Source organism: Ralstonia sp. 1138, assembly GCF_040544795.1.
Lineage (GTDB): Bacteria > Pseudomonadota > Gammaproteobacteria > Burkholderiales > Burkholderiaceae > Ralstonia > Ralstonia flatus.
The window spans coordinates 840,142-860,187 of record NZ_JBEPKQ010000002.1 but is presented as its reverse complement, the minus strand read 5'-3'; the positions used below and the strand labels follow the sequence as shown (position 1 = coordinate 860,187).

At 66.1% G+C, this 20,046-nt stretch carries 20 protein-coding genes; 12 read left to right on the top strand and 8 right to left on the bottom strand.

Going from position 1 to position 20,046, the window contains the following annotated elements; genetic code table 11:
- Window positions 1-607 precede the first annotated feature (607 nt).
- A complete protein-coding gene (locus ABIC76_RS11785; protein WP_354534067.1) occupies window positions 608-2,323 on the bottom strand; it encodes an AMP-binding protein in 1,716 nt (571 codons plus the stop codon).
- 232 nt (window positions 2,324-2,555) lie between these two features.
- On the opposite strand from ABIC76_RS11785, the gene ABIC76_RS11780 reads away from it, so the two are divergent.
- Window positions 2,556-3,065 carry a gluconokinase gene (locus ABIC76_RS11780; protein ID WP_102064483.1) on the top strand — a complete coding sequence of 170 codons (510 nt, stop codon included), beginning with the start codon at window positions 2,556-2,558 and terminating at the stop codon, window positions 3,063-3,065.
- Window positions 3,066-3,084: 19 nt separating this feature from the next.
- Here ABIC76_RS11780 and ABIC76_RS11775 read toward each other — a convergent pair whose 3' ends face one another.
- The 3 genes from ABIC76_RS11775 to ABIC76_RS11765 all read right to left on the bottom strand — a co-directional run bounded on the left by ABIC76_RS11775 (window position 3,085) and on the right by ABIC76_RS11765 (window position 5,707).
- A complete protein-coding gene (locus ABIC76_RS11775; RefSeq protein WP_354534066.1) occupies window positions 3,085-3,879 on the bottom strand; it encodes a hypothetical protein in 795 nt (264 codons plus the stop codon).
- 54 nt (window positions 3,880-3,933) lie between these two features.
- Window positions 3,934-4,905, bottom strand: a complete 972-nt coding sequence (locus ABIC76_RS11770) for an alpha/beta hydrolase (RefSeq protein ID WP_354534065.1) — start codon at window positions 4,903-4,905, stop codon at window positions 3,934-3,936.
- 121 nt (window positions 4,906-5,026) lie between these two features.
- Window positions 5,027-5,707, bottom strand: coding sequence for a TetR/AcrR family transcriptional regulator (locus ABIC76_RS11765; protein ID WP_354534064.1), 681 nt, complete (start codon window positions 5,705-5,707; stop codon window positions 5,027-5,029).
- A 33-nt stretch (window positions 5,708-5,740) separates the two neighbouring features.
- Here ABIC76_RS11765 and ABIC76_RS11760 point away from each other — a divergent pair, with 33 nt between their 5' ends.
- From ABIC76_RS11760 to ABIC76_RS11745, 4 genes are all read left to right on the top strand, one after another.
- On the top strand, window positions 5,741-6,838 hold the full coding sequence (locus tag ABIC76_RS11760; protein ID WP_354534063.1) for a DUF2855 family protein: 1,098 nt from the start codon (window positions 5,741-5,743) through the stop codon (window positions 6,836-6,838).
- Window positions 6,839-6,960: 122 nt separating this feature from the next.
- Complete coding sequence (locus tag ABIC76_RS11755; protein WP_354534062.1) at window positions 6,961-7,395, top strand: YeeE/YedE family protein; 435 nt, start codon at window positions 6,961-6,963, stop codon at window positions 7,393-7,395.
- Between the two features lies 1 nt (window position 7,396).
- Window positions 7,397-7,810, top strand: coding sequence for a DUF6691 family protein (locus ABIC76_RS11750; protein WP_354534061.1), 414 nt, complete (start codon window positions 7,397-7,399; stop codon window positions 7,808-7,810).
- Window positions 7,811-7,858: 48 nt separating this feature from the next.
- A complete protein-coding gene (locus ABIC76_RS11745) occupies window positions 7,859-8,668 on the top strand; it encodes a c-type cytochrome (RefSeq protein ID WP_354534060.1) in 810 nt (269 codons plus the stop codon).
- Between the two features lie 112 nt (window positions 8,669-8,780).
- On the opposite strand, the gene ABIC76_RS11740 is transcribed toward ABIC76_RS11745, so the two are convergent.
- Both ABIC76_RS11740 and ABIC76_RS11735 read right to left on the bottom strand, forming a co-directional pair.
- Window positions 8,781-9,614, bottom strand: coding sequence for a hypothetical protein (locus ABIC76_RS11740; RefSeq protein ID WP_027678262.1), 834 nt, complete (start codon window positions 9,612-9,614; stop codon window positions 8,781-8,783).
- 153 nt (window positions 9,615-9,767) lie between these two features.
- Window positions 9,768-10,349 carry a tetratricopeptide repeat protein gene (locus ABIC76_RS11735; protein ID WP_316883644.1) on the bottom strand — a complete coding sequence of 194 codons (582 nt, stop codon included), beginning with the start codon at window positions 10,347-10,349 and terminating at the stop codon, window positions 9,768-9,770.
- Between the two features lie 327 nt (window positions 10,350-10,676).
- On the opposite strand from ABIC76_RS11735, the gene ABIC76_RS11730 reads away from it, so the two are divergent.
- Entirely contained in the window at window positions 10,677-11,255 is a 579-nt protein-coding gene (locus tag ABIC76_RS11730; RefSeq protein WP_102064474.1) for a TetR/AcrR family transcriptional regulator, read from the top strand.
- Window positions 11,256-11,271: 16 nt separating this feature from the next.
- Here ABIC76_RS11730 and ABIC76_RS11725 read toward each other — a convergent pair whose 3' ends face one another.
- Together ABIC76_RS11725 and ABIC76_RS11720 are read right to left on the bottom strand one after the other, a co-directional pair.
- Window positions 11,272-12,042, bottom strand: coding sequence for a glycosyltransferase family 2 protein (locus tag ABIC76_RS11725; protein WP_102064473.1), 771 nt, complete (start codon window positions 12,040-12,042; stop codon window positions 11,272-11,274).
- A gap of 54 nt (window positions 12,043-12,096) precedes the next feature.
- Window positions 12,097-12,357 carry a phosphopantetheine-binding protein gene (locus ABIC76_RS11720; RefSeq protein WP_027678266.1) on the bottom strand — a complete coding sequence of 87 codons (261 nt, stop codon included), beginning with the start codon at window positions 12,355-12,357 and terminating at the stop codon, window positions 12,097-12,099.
- A gap of 404 nt (window positions 12,358-12,761) precedes the next feature.
- On the opposite strand from ABIC76_RS11720, the gene ABIC76_RS11715 reads away from it, so the two are divergent.
- The 6 genes from ABIC76_RS11715 to ABIC76_RS11690 are packed head-to-tail and all read left to right on the top strand — an operon-like array spanning window position 12,762 to window position 20,013.
- Window positions 12,762-13,436, top strand: a complete 675-nt coding sequence (locus tag ABIC76_RS11715; RefSeq protein ID WP_354534059.1) for a COG4648 family protein — start codon at window positions 12,762-12,764, stop codon at window positions 13,434-13,436.
- 24 nt (window positions 13,437-13,460) lie between these two features.
- Window positions 13,461-15,158, top strand: a complete 1,698-nt coding sequence (locus tag ABIC76_RS11710) for an AMP-binding protein (protein ID WP_354534058.1) — start codon at window positions 13,461-13,463, stop codon at window positions 15,156-15,158.
- Complete coding sequence (locus ABIC76_RS11705) at window positions 15,155-16,126, top strand: lysophospholipid acyltransferase family protein (protein WP_354534057.1); 972 nt, start codon at window positions 15,155-15,157, stop codon at window positions 16,124-16,126. The genes ABIC76_RS11710 and ABIC76_RS11705 overlap by 4 nt, the downstream gene beginning before the upstream one ends.
- Window positions 16,123-16,719: a LolA-related protein gene (locus ABIC76_RS11700; RefSeq protein WP_502947854.1), complete on the top strand. Its 597-nt coding sequence runs from the start codon at window positions 16,123-16,125 to the stop codon at window positions 16,717-16,719. The genes ABIC76_RS11705 and ABIC76_RS11700 overlap by 4 nt, the downstream gene beginning before the upstream one ends.
- Before the next feature lie 13 nt (window positions 16,720-16,732).
- The gene (locus tag ABIC76_RS11695) at window positions 16,733-19,153 is read left to right on the top strand and encodes an MMPL family transporter (RefSeq protein WP_354534056.1); all 2,421 of its coding nucleotides are present in this window, start codon (window positions 16,733-16,735) and stop codon (window positions 19,151-19,153) included.
- The gene (locus tag ABIC76_RS11690) at window positions 19,150-20,013 is read left to right on the top strand and encodes a polysaccharide deacetylase family protein (RefSeq protein ID WP_354534055.1); all 864 of its coding nucleotides are present in this window, start codon (window positions 19,150-19,152) and stop codon (window positions 20,011-20,013) included. Before ABIC76_RS11695 ends, ABIC76_RS11690 begins: the two co-directional genes overlap by 4 nt.
- Window positions 20,014-20,046 lie beyond the last annotated feature (33 nt).

The following is a 20,046-nucleotide window of genomic DNA, read 5'->3' as shown; positions in this document are numbered from 1 at the left end:
GCTCGTTTGCATAATCGGTGCCACCTTCCCCGCACGCTTCACACGGCTGTTCTAAGCGTTTGAAAACGCAAAAGATTCACCGGCACGCCCGTACACAAGCGCACGTCTAACCACGCAATCGTGTCGGGACATGCAACTTTTGGAGGCCGGTTTGCGCGCCTTCGGTTGCGGCGCTGATACATCGCCCTGGCACGCATGGCAGCCACGGCATGCATGACCTTCGCGGCAAGACGCAAAGCCCGCACGCGCATGCGCACGGCGGCGCTGTTTGAGACGAGCGATTGGTTGGATGTTTCAGCCGTGATACATCGGCGCCTCGGCGCTCACATTGCGTGAGCGGTGGGGCGCGGCGGGTGAGCATCCCGTGGCGCACGTCGCGTTGCGCGACGCGCCTCGATGTCGTGCGCACCGCAGGCATGGCGCCTTGCGCGGCCGCTTGACTGCGAGCGCCCCCTATCGGCAAGACGCATGCGGGAAACGTGTCTCGGTTTTCACCGCGCGGTTTGCCCAGGCAGGCAAACAAAATTGCGCGCGGCAAGCATCGTCATGGCAACGAAAAGCCGCGCGCAACCGGTTCGCATTTCAACTGCGAAACTGCAAGCTCCGTTCAGGCCGTGGCGGCCACCGTCAGCTTGAGTTCTTCGATCATGCGATCGCGCATGACGAACTTCTGCACCTTGCCCGTGACCGTCATCGGCATCTCGGTGACGAAGCGGATGTAGCGCGGAATTTTGTAGTGCGCGATCTGGCCCTGGCAGAACGTACGGATTTCGTCTTCCGTGGCCTGCTGGCCGGGCTTGAGCACGATCCACGCGCAGACCTCTTCGCCGTACTTCGGGTCGGGCACGCCAAACACGTTGACGGCCTGCACCTTCGGATGGCGGAAGAGGAATTCTTCGATTTCGCGCGGGTAGACGTTCTCGCCACCGCGGATCAGCATGTCCTTCACGCGGCCGACGATGTTGCAGTAGCCCTCGGCATCGAACGTGGCCAGATCGCCCGTGCGCATCCAGCCGTCGTGAATGGAGTCGGCAGTCTTGGCTTCGTCGTCCCAATAGCCGAGCATGACCGAGTAGCCCTTGGTGCACAGCTCGCCCTTCTCGCCCACCGGCACCACCTCGCCCGCACCGTCCACGAGCTTGACCTGCAGATGCGGCTGGATGCGGCCGACCGTGGTCACGCGCTTGTCGAGCGGATCGGTCACGGCGCTCTGGAAGGACACGGGGCTCGTCTCCGTCATGCCGTACGCGATGGTAACCTCGCGCAGGTTCAGCTCCGACACCACGCGCTTCATCACCTCGATGGGGCACGGCGATCCGGCCATGATGCCGCCGCGCAGGGTCGATACATCGAAGCGCTTGAAGTCCGGATGATCGAGCTGCGCGATGAACATGGTCGGCACGCCGTGCAGCTGCGTGCAGCGCTCTTCCGCCACCGTGCGCAGCGTAGCCAGCGGATCGAACGCCTCGCCCGGAAACACCATGCAAGCGCCCGTGGCCGTGCAGGTGAGCACCGACATGACCATGCCGAAGCAGTGATACAGCGGCACAGGAATGCACAGCCGATCGCCGCCCCGCAGGTTCATCGCCATGGCAACGAAGCGTGCGTTGTTGACGACGTTGACGTGCGTCAGCGTGGCGCCCTTCGGCGCGCCGGTCGTGCCGCTGGTGAACTGGATGTTGATGGCGTCGTCAGGCGACAGCGTGGCCGTGATGGCATCCAGCGCATCAACGGGTACGCTTTTTCCGCGCGCAATCACCTCGGCAAAGTTGAGCATGCCGGGCGTATTGGCTTCGCCCATCCGGATGACCCAGCGCAGCGCCGGCAGCTTGGCGGCATTCAATGCGCCGGGCTGCGCGGTCGCCAGCTCGGGCGCGAGCGTCTGCAGCATTTCCAGGTAGCGCGAAGTCTTGAACGCTTCGGCCGCCACGACGGCCTTGCAGCCGACCTTGTTGAGCGCGTATTCCAGCTCCGAGAGCCGATACGCAGGGTTGATGTTGACGAGGATGAGCCCCAGGCGCGCCGTCGCGAACTGCGTGAGCACCCATTCGACGCGGTTGGGCGACCAGATGCCGATGCGATCTCCCCGCTCCAGTCCCAGCGCGTGCAAGCCGGCGGCCAGCGCGTCGACCTGTTCGGCAAAGGCGCGCCACGTCCAGCGCACGTTCTGCTCGCGGAACACGACCGCCTCGTCGTCGGGGCAGCGGCCCACGGTCTCCGCCAGCAACGCCGAGACCGTGACATGTGCGAGCGGTACCGACGTATCGCCCACCACATACGACACACCGTTGCGCGGTCGCGCGTCGAAAACCTCACCAGCCATGGATGTCTCCTCCAATCAACGTTGGCCGTTTTGGGGCCTTGTTCTGAATGATTTGTAACCACTGCATCGATCGCAATTTGACGCAGCTTGACGCATTTGGCAATCCGTTCTCGGACGAACAATGACGCGGAACAATTGCTGCGCTGCAGCAGCAAAAATCGGCGGCCGCCCTCGCCAACGCGCTAACATGCCGGCCTGATGTTTTGGGCTTTCTTGCACGTAGGGATCGACGATGATCGTAGTAGTGATGGGTGTTTCGGGTTGCGGCAAATCCACGGTGGGCCAGAAGATCGCCGAGCGGCTGGGCTGCGCTTTCCGTGACGGCGACGAGTTCCACTCCGAGGCCAACCGCGCCAAGATGCACGCCGGCATTCCCCTGAACGACGACGACCGCAAACCCTGGCTCGAATCGATCCGCGCCTACATGGACGAGAAGACAAGCAACGGGCAATCCCTGGTGGTGGCGTGCTCGGCGCTGAAGCAGCGCTACCGCGACGTGCTGCGCGGTCCCGCCGGCAACGCTGAATTCGTCTACCTGAAGGGCGATTTCGATCTGCTGCAAGGCCGCCTTGCCGCGCGCAAAGACCACTTCTTCAACCCGAGCCTCCTGCGCAGCCAGTTCGACGCGCTGGAAGAGCCGACCGACGCCGTCATCGTCGACATCGCGCTGCCGCCTGACGCCATCGTCGACGAAGCCGTCGCGCAACTGCAGGCCCGCGCCGCGCACCGCCCGGCCGCCTGAACTCGCGGTTGTTCACGCGCTAGCTGCGCGTAAGTTGCTGCAATACGGCCTGCACCTCGCCGTTGCACACGCGGCTCATGCGCTCCTGCTCGCGCGGCGTATCGATCTGCTCGTGCGCCTGCAAGCCGAGTTCGATCAGCGATTGCGCCCGCGGCAGCCAATGGCGCGTCAGCGCCACCTGTAAATCCGCGGCAATGCGGTCAGGGTCTCCAAAGTAAAGCCGCCCGCCGTATTCGCTCTCGATTTCCTTGCGGATGACCTCCGCGGCGTGCGGCAGCACCGCGCGGTTCACGGCGACGTGCCGCAATTCGTGCTCGCGGATGGCGTTGTACGCGCAAGTGCCCGGCGCAAATTCGCGCGCGACGGTCACCCGAAAATTGTTCAGCACCAGCTCCACCGAAATGGACGGCCGCAGGCAGGTGGTGGCCGGCTGCGTGGCGATGGCCATGTAGCGGCTGTTCACGTCGAAGCGCGCCACCAGCGTCGCATACGTCTTGCCGAGCACGCGCGCTGAGCGGTCGTACGGCGGTGCCTCGGCGGTGAGCTGCTCGACCGAGCGGTCGTTGGAAAACGAGAGCGGCGTTTCGGTGGCGCGCACCTCCACGCGCATCGGGCCCAGCGCCTGGTCGCACGCCTTGAGCCAGTGCGATTTGTTGGCATTGAGCACAGGAGCGCCCGCGCCGCCCGTTGCAGCAGCAACGTTCTCGATTGGCGCAAAGCGCACATCGGCCAGCCTCAGCCGATGCAGCCGGCTCCACTGCCAGGCACCGGCCGCCACGGCCAGCACCACACCCAATACCACCACCCGACGCATGCTGGGCTCCCCGTTTGCGCATCCCGAAGCGGCTGCGCAGGGGCGCCGGTCGGGTCATGCCGGCGTCAGTGCCACCGGTTCTCGGTTCTCGTGTCGGGCGGCAACGAGTCGTCTGATCTGCTCGCCCGATCGTTTGAGCGCTACACGCGCCTCTGGAAGGAAAGGATAGAAGATCGGCCACACGTGCGGAAGCCGCCGCCCCATTTCTACCGAAACGGATACCCCGGCCGCCCGCGCGCGCTCGGCCATTCGGAGGGTGTCGTCGCGCAGCACTTCGCTGGTGCTGACGTAGCAGTGCAGCGTGGGCAAGCCCGTGAAATCGGCATACAGCGGCGAGGCGAGCGGATGATCCGTCGGTGCACCCGAGTCACCGAGGTACAACGCGGCACCGTGCGCCATCCACGCGCCGCGAAACATCACGTCGGATTCATCGTTGTCGATCAGGCTTTGGCCGGTGGCGGCAAGATCCGTCCACGGCGAATACAGCACCGCGCCCGCCGGCAGCGGGTCCGCCGCATCGCGCAAGGCCACGAGCAACGCCAACGCCAGTCCGCCGCCTGCGGAATCGCCCGCCACGACAATGCGCGATGGCGCCACGCCTTGCGCCAGCAGCGCGCGATACGTCAACAGCGCATCTTCAACCGGCGCTGGAAACGGATGCTCGGGTGCCAACCGGTAGTCCGGCACGCATACACGCGCCCGCGCATGCGTGGCGAGGCCAATGGTGATCGGGCGATGGGTGCGCGGGCTGCAGAAAAAGTAGCCGCCGCCATGCAGGTAAAGCACGACGGGCGCGTCGTCATGCAGGTCCGGATCGGCAGGTTCGATCCATTCGCCGGTGAGGCCATCGCCGTGGGCCCCAAGCGTCGGCACGATGCGCCAATCCGGCGGCAGCTCCACCGGCAAAGGCATCTTGCGCTTCTCGGCATGCAGGCGCGTGGCGATGGGGTCGAACGGCTCCCGCTCGGTCGGCTTCTTGACCTGGTTGCGCACCATCCTCGAGACAACCCAGTTCTGCCAACTCATCGCGCAGCCCTCCGCCGCAAAGTCCCAGCCTAGCGAGGATGCGCTGCCCAGACAATCGGTTCGCACCCTGCCTTCGCGCGAGTGTTCCCATCAGGCAACGCCGCCTCCAAATAGCGCCGCATCAAGCCGCATTCGGCCTCGCACCCAGGGCGCGCAGGCACAACTGTTCCATCTCGGCGATCCACACCTCAGTCGGCAGCGGCGCGTCCTGCAGCAACAGGCGATAGCGACGTGCGCCCCAGATGGCCTGTAGCAGCGTTTGTACCAGTGCGTCACTTGGCCTGCCAGGCAGATCGGGGCAGGCGTCCAGCGCCCGGCACCAGGCGGCGCCCAACTCATCGAAGAAGCGCGCATGGTGTTTGGGTTCGGCGATGCGGTCTTCGCGCATCAGCATGGCGTGATCAAAGTACGGCGGATCGAGCGCCGGATCGCCGCAACTGAGCCTCACGAGATGACGCACGCGGTCTGCCCACGGGGTGTCGACACGGTTGGTCACCTCGTTCTGGATGCGCGCCAGCAAGACCTCGATGGTGTGCCGCACGTAACCCGAAAGCAGCGCCTCCTTGTTCGGGAAATACTCGTACAGCGCGCCGACCGAGCAGCCGGCTTCCAGCGCCACCGCGCGCGTGGTCGCCGCCTCTCCGCCGCCGCGCTGCCAAATCCGAACAAATGCCTCGTAGATGGCCTGCACGGTGAACTTGGCGCGGCGCTGCGACGGCCGCTTCAGCGGTTTGGCGCGGGCGCTTTCGGCCTGCCCGTTTCCGAACCCGGCGCCCGCCGGCCGACGATAGAGTGAAGCCATCCGCCCATCAATCCCGAGAATGGAGAAGACACCATGAACGCCCCGTACCAGCGGCTCTTGACGCGCAAGGATGCCCTAAACGAAAGCCGGCTGGAAACCGCCGACACCGCGCCGGCCGCGGCGCCCGGCGAAGTCGTGCTGCGCCTGGACCGCTTTGCCCTCACCACGAACAACATCACCTACGCGGCCTTTGGCGATGCCATGCAGTACTGGTCGTTTTTCCCCACCGGCCAGGACGGCTGGGGCCACATGCCCGTGTGGGGCTTTGCCGATGTGGTCAGCTCCACCGTAGAAGGCGTCGACGTCGGCGAGCGTTTCTACGGCTACTTCCCGATCGCCACGCATCTGCGCATGCAGCCCGAACGCGTCACGCCGCGCGGCTTCTACGATGGCGCCGCACATCGACAGGCGCTTGTCTCCGCCTACAACCAATACACGCGCGCGTCGCAAGACGCCGCTTACGACGCTGCGCTGGAGAACTACCAGATTCTCTATCGTCCGCTGTTCATCACGTCGTTCATGCTGGCGGATTTTTTGGCGGACAACGCATTCTTCGGTGCCCGGCGCCTGGTGTTCTCCAGCGCATCGAGCAAAACGGCATACGGCACCGCGTTCTGCCTGCAGGACACGCCGGGGCTGACGCTCACCGCCCTCACGTCGGGCGGCAATCGGGCCTTTGTCGATAGCCTGGGCTGCTACCACGACAGCGTCACGTACGACACACTCGACACGCTCTCCACCAACGTTCCCACGCTCTACGTCGACTTCTCCGGCGATGCGGACTTGCGCAGGCGCGTGCACGAACACTTTGGCGACGCGCTGGTCTACGACTGCTTTGCAGGATCGGCGCAAAACACCGATTTCATCGAGGCCGCGGACTTGCCCGGCCCGGCGCCGCAGTTCTATTTCGCGCCCGTGCAAATCCGCAAGCGCAACGCAGACTGGGGCCCCGCGGTCGTCACCGAAAAATTCAACGCCGCGCAGCGACGCTTCATCGACCACGTACGCGAACCCCGGCACGGCTGGCTCACGCTGATCGAAGAGCGCGGCATGCCGGCCGCCCAGGCGCGCATTGCGGCCCTGCATGCGGGCCGCACACATCCGCGCGAGGGATACATCATCCGGCTTTGAGGCGCTCCCTTCATCGCGCCAAGGTCAGCCTTGGCGTTTGCCTGTCTCGGCACATGACAAACAATCTATAAATTTATATATTATTGGAATCTAGATTGTTCTCTGCCCCTCTCCCGTTTTTCATGTCGATTGACTTCGCACACTTCACTCCAGGCGCGGCGCTCGCTGGCGGCCTTGTCATTGGGCTAGCGGCGGCCGTGCTGGTGTTGGGCAGCGGCCGCATTGCCGGCATCAGCGGCATCGTTGGCGGCCTGCTGCAGCCCCCGCAGGGGGATATGGGTTGGCGCGTCGCGTTTCTGATCGGCCTGGTGGGGGCACCGCTCATTGCGGCATGGCTTGGCCACCCCGTGGTACCGGACATCGCCGCCGGCTGGGGCGAGGTGCTGGCGGCAGGTTTCCTGGTCGGCATCGGCACACGCTACGCAGGCGGCTGCACGAGCGGCCACGGCGTCTGCGGGTTGTCGCGCGGCTCGGTTCGCTCGCTGGTGGCAACGCTGACGTTCATGGCGTCGGGCATCGTCACCGTGTTCATCGTGCGCCACGTGGTGGGAGGCTGACATGGCCCTCGTGATCGCACTCGTTGCAGGCCTGCTGTTTGGCGCCGGGCTCATCATGTCGGGCATGGCCAATCCGGCCAAGGTGCTCGGCTTTCTCGATCTGTTCGGTCAATGGGACCCATCACTGGCGTTCGTGATGGCGGGGGCGATTGCAGTCGGCGTGGTCGCCTTCTTTGTGGCGCGGCGGCGCGGCCGCTCGTGGCTGGGCACGCTGATCCAATTGCCGTCGGCCACGGGCGTGACCGCGCGGCTCGTGCTGGGCAGCGCCGTGTTCGGCATCGGCTGGGGACTGGCCGGTTTCTGCCCCGGGCCGGCATTGGTGGCGCTGGGCGCGGGCGTGCCCAAGGCTGTCGGCTTTGTCGCCGCCATGCTGGCGGGCATGGCCCTCTTTAGCGTGCTGGAACGCAAGCGCTAGCCAGTCGCTTCCGCATATAAACCGATAACCAACCCCACGAGAGACAACATGACGCTGTGCAAACTCGGTGCCGCATTGGCGCTGGCCATCGGCACATCCGCATTCGCACAAACAACGCCGGCAACGCTGCCGGTGCCAGACGAAGCCACCATCCCCGCCGGGCCTGTGGGCGACGCCATCAAGCGCGGCAAGCTGATCCTCACCGACACCAAGCGCCAGCTGCCGCACAACGTCGGCAACGGCCTGAACTGCACGAGCTGCCACCTCAATGGCGGCACGACGCCCTACGCATCACCATGGGTGGGGCTGACTGCCGCGTTTCCGGAGTACCGCTCTCGCAGCGGTGCGGTCATCTCGCTGCAACAACGCGTGAATGATTGCTTCCAGCGGTCGATGAACGGCAAGCCCATCGCCTTCGACGGCGAAGACATGAACGCCATCCTCGCCTACATGAAATGGCTCTCCAGCGGTGTCCCTGTAGGCACCAACGTGACGGGGCGCGGCTTTGAAAAAATCGACACCGCGCTCGCCCCGAACCGCGACAACGGCAAAGCCGTCTACGCCCAGCGCTGCGCCGCCTGCCATGGCGCCGAGGGCCAGGGGCTGCCCAACCCGCAAGGCGGTTACCTGATGCCGCCGCTGTGGGGCAAGGATTCGTTCAATGTGGGCGCAGGCATGGCGCGCATGTACACCGCCGCGGCCTTCGTGAAGCACAACATGCCGCTGGGTCAGGGCGGCACGCTGACCGCGCAGGAGGCCGTGGACGTGGCAGCGTTCTTTACCCAGCAGCCGCGCCCTGACTATGCCGCGCGCACCAAGGACTGGCCCAAGGGCGACAAGCCGAAAGACGCGCGCTGAGCGCCGCCCGATTCAAAAACAAAAAGCCTGCGACGCAACCGCCGCAGGCTTTCTTGCTTTCGCACTTCGGGGCGCTGAACGCCCTCGCAGTGCTTTCCTCGTTCAATCCTGATCAGTTGACCTTGAGCTGACCGCCGCGGCCCAGGCCGCCCTTGACGTCTTGCGCCTTGTAGCTGCGCAGCGCGACGACCATCTTGTTCCATGCGTCGATGAAGGCGACGACCGTAGCCTTGCCTTCCGGCGTCGCCGAGAAGCCTGCCAGGCCACCGCCCACGCCACCGCCAAAACCGGCCAGCACGGCGCCGTAGTTCGTCGCGGTCGAGCTGCCTTCGGCGGCCGCAATCTGCACGGCCGAGCGCACGTCGAACAGGGTCAGCGTCACGACCGAAGCCTTCGACTTCACGCTGCCGGCCAGCGCGGCAATGGCGCTGTTGCCCAGCAGGCCGCCCACGGCACCCGCCACACCGCCGATCGGCGAGTCGTTGATGATGATCTGCGGCTCCATGTAGTAATCGGCCGCCACGCGCTGGCCCTTCTGCTGCTTGGAGCCGGCGCGGTATTCGCCGGAGTTGCGCTGCAGATCGGTGATGCGCGACAGGCGTGCATCCGTCTTCTGGTTGCCGATCGACGTGATCACGAAGCAGTTCGATTGCTGCACGGCCATGCGCAGCAGCGGATCGATCGTCGTCACCTTGGTGGCGCTGCCGAACTGGCCGTACCAGTCGGCGTTGCGGCCGTCGTCCATGGCGATGGTGCCCAGCGGCGAGGCGCAGCGCTCGAGCGTCGGATCTGCGCCTACGCTGGAGCCGCCGGCCGCAGCGCCGCTCACGCCGGCGTTTTGTCCGCCCGGGGTCACGACGCCGCCGCCAGCGCAGGCGGCCAGGGAAGCGGTGATGAGTGCCACGCCTGCGGCCTTGGCAGTGCGGCTGAGAAGATTGGTGTTCATATTGTTGTGTGGCTCACATTGAGTCGATGTTCGGCTTATGCGTCCTGCGACTCAATAAGCCCCCCTGGATCAGGCGTGCGAGGTGTGCAACAGGCTTTCCCCCCTCCCCGAACTGCCTTGAAACGCTTTGAAACGGATGACTGCGGTGCCTGCTCAATACCAGTACCAGCTCGTCTGGCGCCAGACGCCCAGGTACGGATAGCCCGAATACCAATAGCCGTAGTAGGTGCTGCGCCATTGCGCGCGCCACTTGTAGTCGTCTTCGTCGGATTTCTTGGCGGCGCGGGCTTGCTCGAGCAGCTTCTTCGATTCCTTGTCGCCGCGGCTCACGGCAATCGAGAGCCATTTTTCAGCTTCGCGCGGGTCAGAGCCCATCTCTTCCAGCCCGAACAGGTAGAACGCGCCGAGGGCCTTCTGCGCCTGCAGGTTGCCGTGCTCGGCCGCCTCGCGCATCCAGTTCAGTGCCTGGTAGCTGTCCTGACGGACGCCGTCGCCGCGGAAATAGCGCAGACCCAGGTCGTAGGCAGCCTTGGGTTCTCGCTTGGCAACTTCCTTGAGGGCGACGATGCGTGGATCTTCGTCGGGGATATTCGCCTGATCGAACGCCACCTGGGCCTTCGGCCGATCGGCACAGCCGCGGTCGTCGCACACCCGCACTACATCGCTGGGCGGCTGCGGCTGGGCACACGCGGCCAGCAGCGACACGACCCCCAACATCAGCAAACGATTCCGCATTCGCCTGACCCCTTTTTTATTGTTGCTGTTGATCGAGAGAAACTCCGTTGACAGCCTGGCAGGTGCCGGTCGTTTTTTGCGATCCCGTTCGCAAAACCGGCGCCGCCGCATCGGCTGTACAACGCTTTCTCTTCCCCGCTCCGACAGGATGTGCGGGCTGATGATATAGATCGGTCTACTTTAGCCGGAACCGTGTGCAGTTGTGTTACCAAAGCGTAAAGCTGACGCGGCAACAACACTCTGCAGCGCACGGCCCGCGGGCCACATCCACAGGCCGCAAAAAGAGGCCGGTGCTAAGATGCGGCACAGCAAACAGGAGAGGTAGCAATGCGCGCAAGCAAGCGCCAACAGGTGGTGGACAAGGCCGGCGAGTTGTTTTCCCAGCACGGCTTCCATCCCGTAGGCGTCGATTGGATCATCGACGAGTCCGGCGTCGCCCGTATGACGCTGTACCGCCACTTTTCCGGTAAGGACGATCTGATCAAGGAAGTGCTGGAGCAGCGCTATACGTACGTCATGGGCAGCATCGCCGAAAAGCTCAGCCCCATGCCCGACGCAACCGCCCGCCTGAAGGGCATCTTCGACTGGTACGGCGCGTGGTTCCGCACCCCGGAGTTTGCGGGTTGCCTGTTCGAACGCGCGCTGGCGGAGTTCGGCTCCACCTGCCCCAAGGTGACCGGCGTGGCGGTGCGCTACCGCGACGACCTGCTCGCCATGATGGAAACGCTGCTCAAGGACGTGGTGCCCGCCAATACGGCACGGCAACTTGCGGGGGTCTACGTGATGCTGCTGTCGGGCGCCACGGCCGATGCCCGCGCCATCGGCGATCCATCCGTCGCGTCGCAAGCGTGGCACGCCGCCGAAACCCTGCTGAACCAGGCCAAGGCCACCGCGGAAGCGGTCTGAACGTGCCCGCCGCGGGCTACCAACCGCGCTGCACCCGCCGCGCAATCATCGACGGCAACCGCAGCATGCCCTCCGCCGTCAGGCGCAGATGCATCCCGAACAGCAGGATGTTGTCGCGCAGATACCGGAAATGCGAGACACCGCCCTCGTGCGCGCGGAAGTAGCGCACCGGCGCCGCCAGCCGGATCGGGCGCACGCCCGCCCAACATAGGCGCACCGCCGCTTCCGGATCGAAATCGAAACCGCGCATCCATGCCTGCCGGCGCATGATCTCGGCCAGCGGTGCAATCGGATAGACGCGAAAGCCGAACAACGTATCGCCAATGCCGGCCCACAGCGTTTCGATGTCTGCGCAGCCGTTGGACAGGCGCCGACCCTGCACGCGCACCTGCGGCGCCGACGCGTCGAACACCGGTTGGCCGAGGATCATCGCGTCGGGCGCAGCCTGCGAGGCGGCCATGAATTCGGGGATGAGGTCTGCGGGATGCTGGCCATCGGCGTCCATGGTCAGCACGTAGGAAAAGCCTGCCGCGGCAGCAGCTTCCAGCCCGGCCAGCACGGCCACGCCTTTGCCGCGATTGCGGGGCAGCACGATCACGCGCAGCCCCGGGTCTTGCGCGGCCATGGCCTGCAGCCGTTCGGTGCTGCCGTCGGTGCTGCCGTCTGCCACCACCCAGACCGGGTTCCACTGCGCACGCGCGCTGCGTACGGTGTCGTCAACCTTGGGGCCCGGGTTGTAGCTCGGAATCAGAACGAGATGCGTGGTGGAAGCGCCGGTCATCGGCATGGCGTCGGTCCGGCGATACGTTGAAAGCGGAATGCGTCGGGCGCGGGCGCGAGCCTATCGCGTGCGGTGCTCTGCCACGTAGGCTGCGAGTGAGCCCAGCGAGGCGAAGATCTTCTGGTTGTCGGGATTGCCCGAGCGCAGCTCAAAGCCGTATTTCTTGGAGATCAGCAGCGCAACTTCGAGGATATCGATGGAGTCGAGCCCAAAGCCCTCGCCATACAGCGGTGTGTCCGCCGTCAGGGCATCGAGTTGAATGTCTTCGAGATTCAGTTCGCCGATCATGAGCGCGGCGAGCTCTTTTTCCAGGTCGTTCATCGGTCTTGCAACCACAGGCGGCATGTAGCGGGGATTGCGGCCAGAGCCAACGACGTTTCCTTGCGCGAAGCCCCTGCCTTGTCCAGCCCAGCCTGTGAAGGGGGTCGTTTAAGCTACGCGGATTCTAGACGAAGGGTTACACCCCGTATAGCGCGAAACCGTGACAAAGACTGCATATCGCGGCGTGTGCAGAAGTGACGCAAACGATTCAACGGCTGGTGTGGCGCCGTAAACCGGCAAGGCTTGGCACAGCGACACCAGCCGGGCGCGTACATCCGGTTACAAACACGCGGCGACCGGCGCGGGCAAGACCCGCCTGGAGCCCTAGAATGTGCTCGCCCTATGATGAAACTGCCCGCCCCGACGACCACAATGCACCGCGGCCTCTTCCAACGCCTTCTGCCATGCACCGATTGACCGCCTTTGCGCGCGGCGCTGCGGGCGTGGGCGCCGTGGTGGCGTATCAGGTCGGGGCGCATTACGCAGCGGCCACGCCGGGTGCGCATGGCTTGGGCCTGGCGATGGCGCTGGTGCCGCCCTTGGCAATTGCGCTGGTGGCGGCCATGCGTTCCACGCATCGTGCAAAGCTGTTGCCGCTGTGGCTGCTCGTGTGCGGCGCACTGTGGATGGCGCGCGCACCGCTGGCCGCGCATTTTGAGTGGGGGCTGTATCTCGAACACGCAAGCTTCAACCTGATGATGGCCTACGTGTTCGGCCGGACGCTGGCGGCGGGGCGCGAGCCGCTGTGCACACGCTTTGCCCACATGGTGCACGGCACGCTGACGCCGCGCATTGCGCGTTACTCGCGGCGCATCACTCTGGCGTGGACCCTGTTTTTCCTGGCGACCGCCGCCGTATCCACGCTGCTGTTTGCCACGGCATCGACCGTCACGTGGTCGACGTTTGCGAACTACCTTTCGCTGCCGTTGGTGGGCGTGATGTTCGTGGCGGAATACCTCTGCCGCCGCATCGTGCTGCGCGGCGAGCCGCGCTCCAGCCTGTTCGATGCGGTGCGCGCGTATCGACAATCAGAACAATCCGGGCACGCAGCGCCCATCGCCACAGAGCACCCCCGCTGAACCCACTCGCTCAAGATTCGCTTCATGCCGACTTACCCGCTGGTCTCCCATTCAACACTCGACCGCACGCTCGCCTGGCGTGACGGCGCGCCCGTCTCTGCACGTGCGTTCCTGGCCGATGTGATGGCGCTGGCCCCAATGCTGCCGCCCGGCGCCCACGTATTCAATGCCTGCGCAGACCGCTACCGCTTTGCCGTCGGCCTGTGCGCGACGCTGGTGGCCGGCAAGATCAGCCTGCTGCCGCCCATGCAGACGCAGCAGATGGTGCGTCAGCTTTCGGCATTTGCGCCCGATGTGTTCTGCCTGCATGACGCGGCGGCCTGCCCGGTCGACCTGCCGGGCTTTCGTTATCCCGATGCGTTGGATGCCGACACCGCGCCCATCGACGTGCCGCAGATCGACGCCTCGCAAATCATGGCGGTGCTGTTCACGTCCGGCTCGACCGGCACGCCAGTGCCGCATCGCAAGACGTGGGGCGCGCTGGTGCGCTGCATGCGCACGGCCGTCGACCATCTCGGCCTGGGCGACGGGCGCCCCTTTACGTTGGTCGGCACCGTGCCGGCGCAGCACATGTACGGCTTTGAGGTGACGGTGCTGCTGGCGCTGCAAGGCGGCCTGGCGTTCAGCAACCGGCAGCCGTTCTATCCGGCGGACATTCGGGAGGCGCTGGACGCCGTACCGCAGCCGCGCGTGCTGGTGACCTCGCCGGTGCATCTGCGGGCGCTGCTGGCATCGGAGCCCGCGTTGCCGAGCGCATCGCTCGTGCTGTCGGCGACTGCACCGCTGTCGGAAGCGCTGGCGCGGGAGGCCGAGGCACGCCTGTCCGCGCCGCTCCTGGAGATTTACGGCAGCACCGAAACCGGCCAGGTTGCGACGCGCCGCACCGCGCACGAAACCGCGTGGCACCTGTATCCCAACGTCCGCATGGAGTTGCGCCCCGGCATTCCGGAAGACGAGGGCCCGACGGTGTGGGTCTACGGCGGACACGTCGAAGCCGCGGTGCCGATGGGAGATGTGATCGAGCTGATCGACGAGACACATTTTCTGCTGCACGGGCGCAAGGCTGACCTGATCAACATTGCCGGCAAGCGGTCGTCGCTGGGGTATCTGAACCATCAGCTCAATGCGATTGCGGGCGTGGAGGACGGCGTGTTCTACATGCCGGACGATGCGCCCGCGGCCCCGCACACGCACGGCAGCGCGGCGGTCACGCGCCTGATGGCGCTGGTTGTGGCGCCGGGCCTGAGCGCGGCGGACGTGCTGCGTGCGCTGCACGACCGCATCGACGCAGCATTTCTGCCGCGCCCGCTGCTGCTCGTGGACGCACTGCCACGCAACGAGACCGGCAAACTGCCCCGCGATGTGCTGGCCGCGCTCGTTGCACAACACCCGCATCGCAACGCGGACAAGCCCGCCATGCGTTTCACCATCGCTGCCGATCACCCGGCGCTGCCGGGGCATTTTCCCGGTCACCCGATCGTGCCGGGGGTGGTGCTGCTCGACCATGCGCTCCACACGATCGGTGCGGCACTGGGCCGCTCGTTGGATGCCTGCAAAATCAGCTCGGCCAAGTTTCTCAGTCCTGCGGCACCCGGGGAATGGCTCGACCTCGCGTTCGAAACGACGGCCAGCAACGCCGTGCGCTTCACCATCCGCGCGGGCGCGCGTGAAGTGGCCAGCGGCGTGCTGTCCGCATCCGCACCGGAGGGCGTTGCCGCATGAAGCGCCCCGACTGGGCCGAGCGTCCGGAGCGCAGCAACCTCACGCTGCTGCGCGTGATGACGTGGCTGTCCCTGCGGCTGGGGCGGCCGTTCGGCCGTGTTCTGTTGCGGCTGATTGCGCTGTATTTCGTCGCGGCGTCGCCTGCGGCGCGGCGTGCTTCGCGTGACTATCTGCAACGCGCGCTCGGCCGGCCCGCAACGCTGCGTGAGGTGTTCGGCCACATGTTCACCTTCGCCACGACCATCCATGACCGCATCTACCTGATCAGCGGTCGCTTCGATCTGTTCGACATCCAGTTGCAGGGCCAGCACCACGTGCACGACGTGCTGGCGCAGGGGCGCGGTGCGTTCCTGCTGGGCGCGCACCTGGGCAGCTTCGAGGTGGTGCGCGCGCTCGGCCGCACGGTGCCGCACCTGCGCGTGTCCGTCGCCATGTACGAAGAGAACGCACGCAACATCAACGCTGCGGTTGCCGCCATCAACCCGGCGGCAGCGCCGGAGGTCATCCCGCTGGGCCGCGTAGACGCCATGCTGCAAGTGCGCGAAGCGCTGGACGACAACCGCCTCGTCGGCATGCTGGCCGATCGCACGCTGTTGCGCGATGCGGGGCCGTCCGTTCAGCAGATGGATTTTCTGGGCAGCCCTGCAGCGTTTCCGCTGGGGCCGTTGCACATGGCGGCCATGCTGAAGCGCCCCGTGCTGTTCATGACGGGGCTGCACCTCGGCGGCAATCGCTACGCCATACATTTCGATCCGTTGGCGGACTTCACCGATGTGCGCCGCGAAGATCGCGCCGCCGCCGTGCAAACCGCCCTCGCCCGCTATGTGGAACGCGTTGAGCACTACTGCCGCGTCGCGCCCTACAACTGGTTCAACTACTTCGACTTCTGGCAGGATGCCGACGCGGCCGACACAGCCGATGCGCAGGATCACGCCCCCGTCGAGCGCCAGACCACCCCAACGCCATGACTGCAATGCGCCTATTCCTCCGCGCCTTCCTGGCCATGCTTGCCGCCAGCCTGTTGGCTGCAACCGCCCACGCCGCAGATACCGCCTGGACGCTCGACCGCCTGATGTCGACCCTCGCACGCAACAAGTCGGGACGCGCGACGTTCACGGAAACCAAGACGCTCTCGATCGCGGCGCAGCCCATCGAATCCTCTGGCGAGCTGGTGTTCGTCGCGCCCGATCATCTGGAAAAGCGCACCCTGGCGCCGAAGCCCGAACATCTCGTGATTGACGGCGACAAGCTGACCGTGGAGCGCAATCAGCGCAAGTTCACGATGCCGCTGTCGCAGTACCCCGAGCTGGGCGCCTTTATCGAAAGCATTCGCGCGACGCTGGCCGGTAACCGCTACGCGCTCGAGGCGATCTACAAGGTCGCCATCGCGGGCCACGGCGATGACTGGACGCTCACGCTTTCGCCGCTCGACGCACGCATGCAGAAGGTCGTCAGCACCATCACGCTGGAAGGCACGCGCGATGTGCTGCGCAGCGTCGCCATCCGGCAGGCCGACGGCGATCATTCGCTGATGCGCCTGCAACGCGTGCCCGGCAACTGAGGACGGCGCGCACATGAAACGCTTGCACGCCCTGCGTCGGCCTGCGGTGCTGGTCTGGTTGACCGGCCTGCTGCTGTGCGCGGTCGTGATCGGGCGTACCAGCTTTACGGCGGACTTGTCGGCGTTTCTGCCGCGATCGCCGAGTGCGGAGCAGCGTGTGCTGGTCGACCAATTGCGCGAGGGGCTGGTGTCGCGGCTCATCCTCGTCGGCATCGAGGGCGGCGACGCGGCCACCCGCGCAACGCTGTCAAAGCAGCTGGCCGCCACGCTGCGTGCCGACGCACGGTTCAGTGCCGTCAATAACGGCGAGCCCGTGAGCGAGGCCCGCGACCGGCAGTTCGTCTTCGACCACCGCTACGTGCTCAGCCCGGCTGTTACGCCGCAGCGCTTTTCCACCGAAGGGCTGCACGCGGCGCTGGGCGAAAGTCTGGATCTGCTGAGTTCATCGGCCGGGCTCGTCGCCAAGAACATGCTGCCGCGCGATCCGACGGGCGAGGTGGCGGCGCTCGTCGGCCAGCTCGACAACACGGTGCTGCCGTCGTCGATGCATGGCGTGTGGGCGTCGCGCGATGGCCAGCGCGCCGTCCTGGTCGTGCAGACAGCTGCAGCCGGCTCCGACACCGATGCACAGGCGCAGGCCATCGATACCGTGCGCCGCGCATTCGAGGCGGCCGCCCGCACCGTGCCGAACGCGGCGTCAACGCGCATCGTGATGACGGGCCCGGGCGTGTTCTCCGTCGATTCGCGCGACACCATCAAGCACGACGTCGAGCGGCTTTCCACCGTCAGCCTCGTGCTGGTGGTGGCACTGCTGCTGACGGTGTACCGCTCGCCGCGTACCGTGGTGCTGGGGTTGCTGCCGGTGCTGTCGGGCGTCGCGGCAGGCGTGGCGGCCGTCAGCCTGACGTTCGGCGCGGTGCACGGGCTCACGCTCGGGTTCGGGACCACGCTCATCGGCGAGGCGGTCGACTATTCGATCTACCTGTTTGTGCAATCCGCCCGCTTGCGCGGCGCCACCGCCAACGACAGCCTGCGCGCATGGATTGCCACGTACTGGCCGACCATTCGCCTGGGTGTGCTGACCTCGGTGTGCGGCTTTGCGTCGATGCTGTTCTCGGGCTTTCCGGGGCTCGTGCAGTTGGGGCTGTATTCGATCGTCGGATTGGTGACAGCTGCGCTGGTGACGCGTTACGTGCTGCCGCATCTGCGGGGTGCAGAGGTGGCGACGCGCGACGTGTCACGCGTGGGCGCGTGGCTGGCACGGGCAACGTCTGCCGCACCGCGCCTGCGCTGGCTGTTGGCGGCGGTGCTCATCGGTGCATGTGCGGCGCTTGCGCTGCATCGCGATGGCGTGTGGAGCCGCGAACTCGCCGCGCTGAGCCCCGTCCCCGCGAAGAGCCAGGCGCTCGACGCCAGCCTGCGCGCAGACGTAGGTGCACCCGATGTGCGCTATCTGGTGGTGGTTCCGGCTGCAACGGAACAGGCGGCGCTGGAAGGCGCCGAGAAGATCGCCGCGCAACTTCAGCCGCTGGTAGACAACGGCGTGCTCGCCGGCTTCGAAAATCCCGCGCGTTATCTGCCGAGCGATGCCACGCAGCAAGCGCGCCTTGCAAGCCTGCCGCCCGGCGATGCGCTGGCCGCCCGCATGCGCAGCGCCGTTGAAGATCAGTCGATCCGCGTGAAGCCCGACCTCTTCGCCCCGTTCATCGCCGATGTGGAGGCGGCACGCACGCAGCCCCTTTTGCGGCGCGCAGACCTGAAAGGCACGTCGATGGCATTGGCGGTGGACGCGCTACTGACCGGGCGCGCCGGACAATGGAGCGCCATGCTGCCACTGCGTGCACCAGCGGCCGCGCCGGCCACCGCAAATAACGCCACAAATCGTCCCAGCCTGGACGCCGCCCCGATTCGCTCCGCCGTCGCACAAGCGAACGTGCCCGGCGCGCTCTTCGTCGACATGAAGGCCGAAGCCGATCGGCTATACGTGGATTACGTGCGGGAAGACCTGCGCCTGTCGCTCGCGGGTTTTGCGGCAATCGCGTTGCTGCTGCTCGTGGCGCTGCGCTCACCGCAGCGAACCCTCCGCGCGTTGGCGCCCCTGGTGGCGGCGGTGCTGGTGGTGACGGCCGGCTTTGCGGTGGCACGCGTGCCGCTGACCATCCTGCATTTGGTCGGCATGCTGCTGATCGTGGCCGTGGGCTCGAACTACGCGCTGTTCTTCAATCAACGCACGCAGGCCATTGCGCCGCAGACGCTGGTATCACTGCTGGTGGCCAATCTGGCGACGGTGGCCGGCTTCGGCCTCCTGGCGTTTTCCCGCGTGCCGATGCTCGAAACGTTCGGGCTGACCGTCGGCCCGGGCGCCATGCTTGCGCTGGTGTTTGCCGCCATCCTGGCGCCACGCGCCCATCACGATCAGCACGCCGCCGCATGAACGCACCGCCCCCCTCACCGCTGGGCACAGCCCGCCGCTGGAAGCCGAGCCCGCTGATCAACGGCGCGCTGGCACTGCATGCTGGCGCGGCCGTTGCCGTCGCGGCCGATCCATCGACGTGGCCGTGGGCAGGCGGTGGCGTCGTCGCCTCGCATCTCGTTCTGATGGCGGGGGGTCTGTGGCCGCGCAGCAGCTGGCTCGGCCCGAACTGGACGCATCTGCCCGCCACGGCCGGCCAGCAGATCGCGTTGACCATCGACGACGGCCCTGACCCCGATGTCACGCCGCGCGTGCTGGACATGCTTGACCAATACGACGCCAAGGCCACCTTCTTCTGCATCGGCGAATTGGCGCAGCGGCACTCGCGCTGCGTCGAGGCCATCGTCGCGCGCGGGCATGCGGTGGAAAACCACAGTCAGCGTCATCGGCATACGTTCTCGCTGCAGGGGCCGGGCGCGTTGCGGCGCGAGATTGCTGCCGCGCAGGACACGCTCACGCAGATCACCGGCACGCGCCCGCTGTTCTTCCGCGCGCCGGCCGGCCTGCGCAATCCGTTTCTGGAGCCTGTGCTGTGTCAGCTTGGCTTGCAACTGGCGAGCTGGACGCGCCGCGGCTTCGACACCCGCTCGCGCAACGCCGAAGCCATTGCCCATCGCCTGCTGCACGGTCTCGCGCCGCGGGACATCCTGCTGCTGCACGACGGCCACGCGGCGCGCGATGCACACGGGGCGCCTGTGCTGCTGGCCGTGTTGCCGAAGGTGCTGACAGCCGCCGCGCGCGCGCAATTGCAGTGGACGACGTTGCGCGCCGCCCTTCCCGCCCAGCCGGCGCAGAGCACGCGTCCGCAAATGGCCATTTGATAAAATTTGTTAAGAATCGGCGCGCCAGTCTGC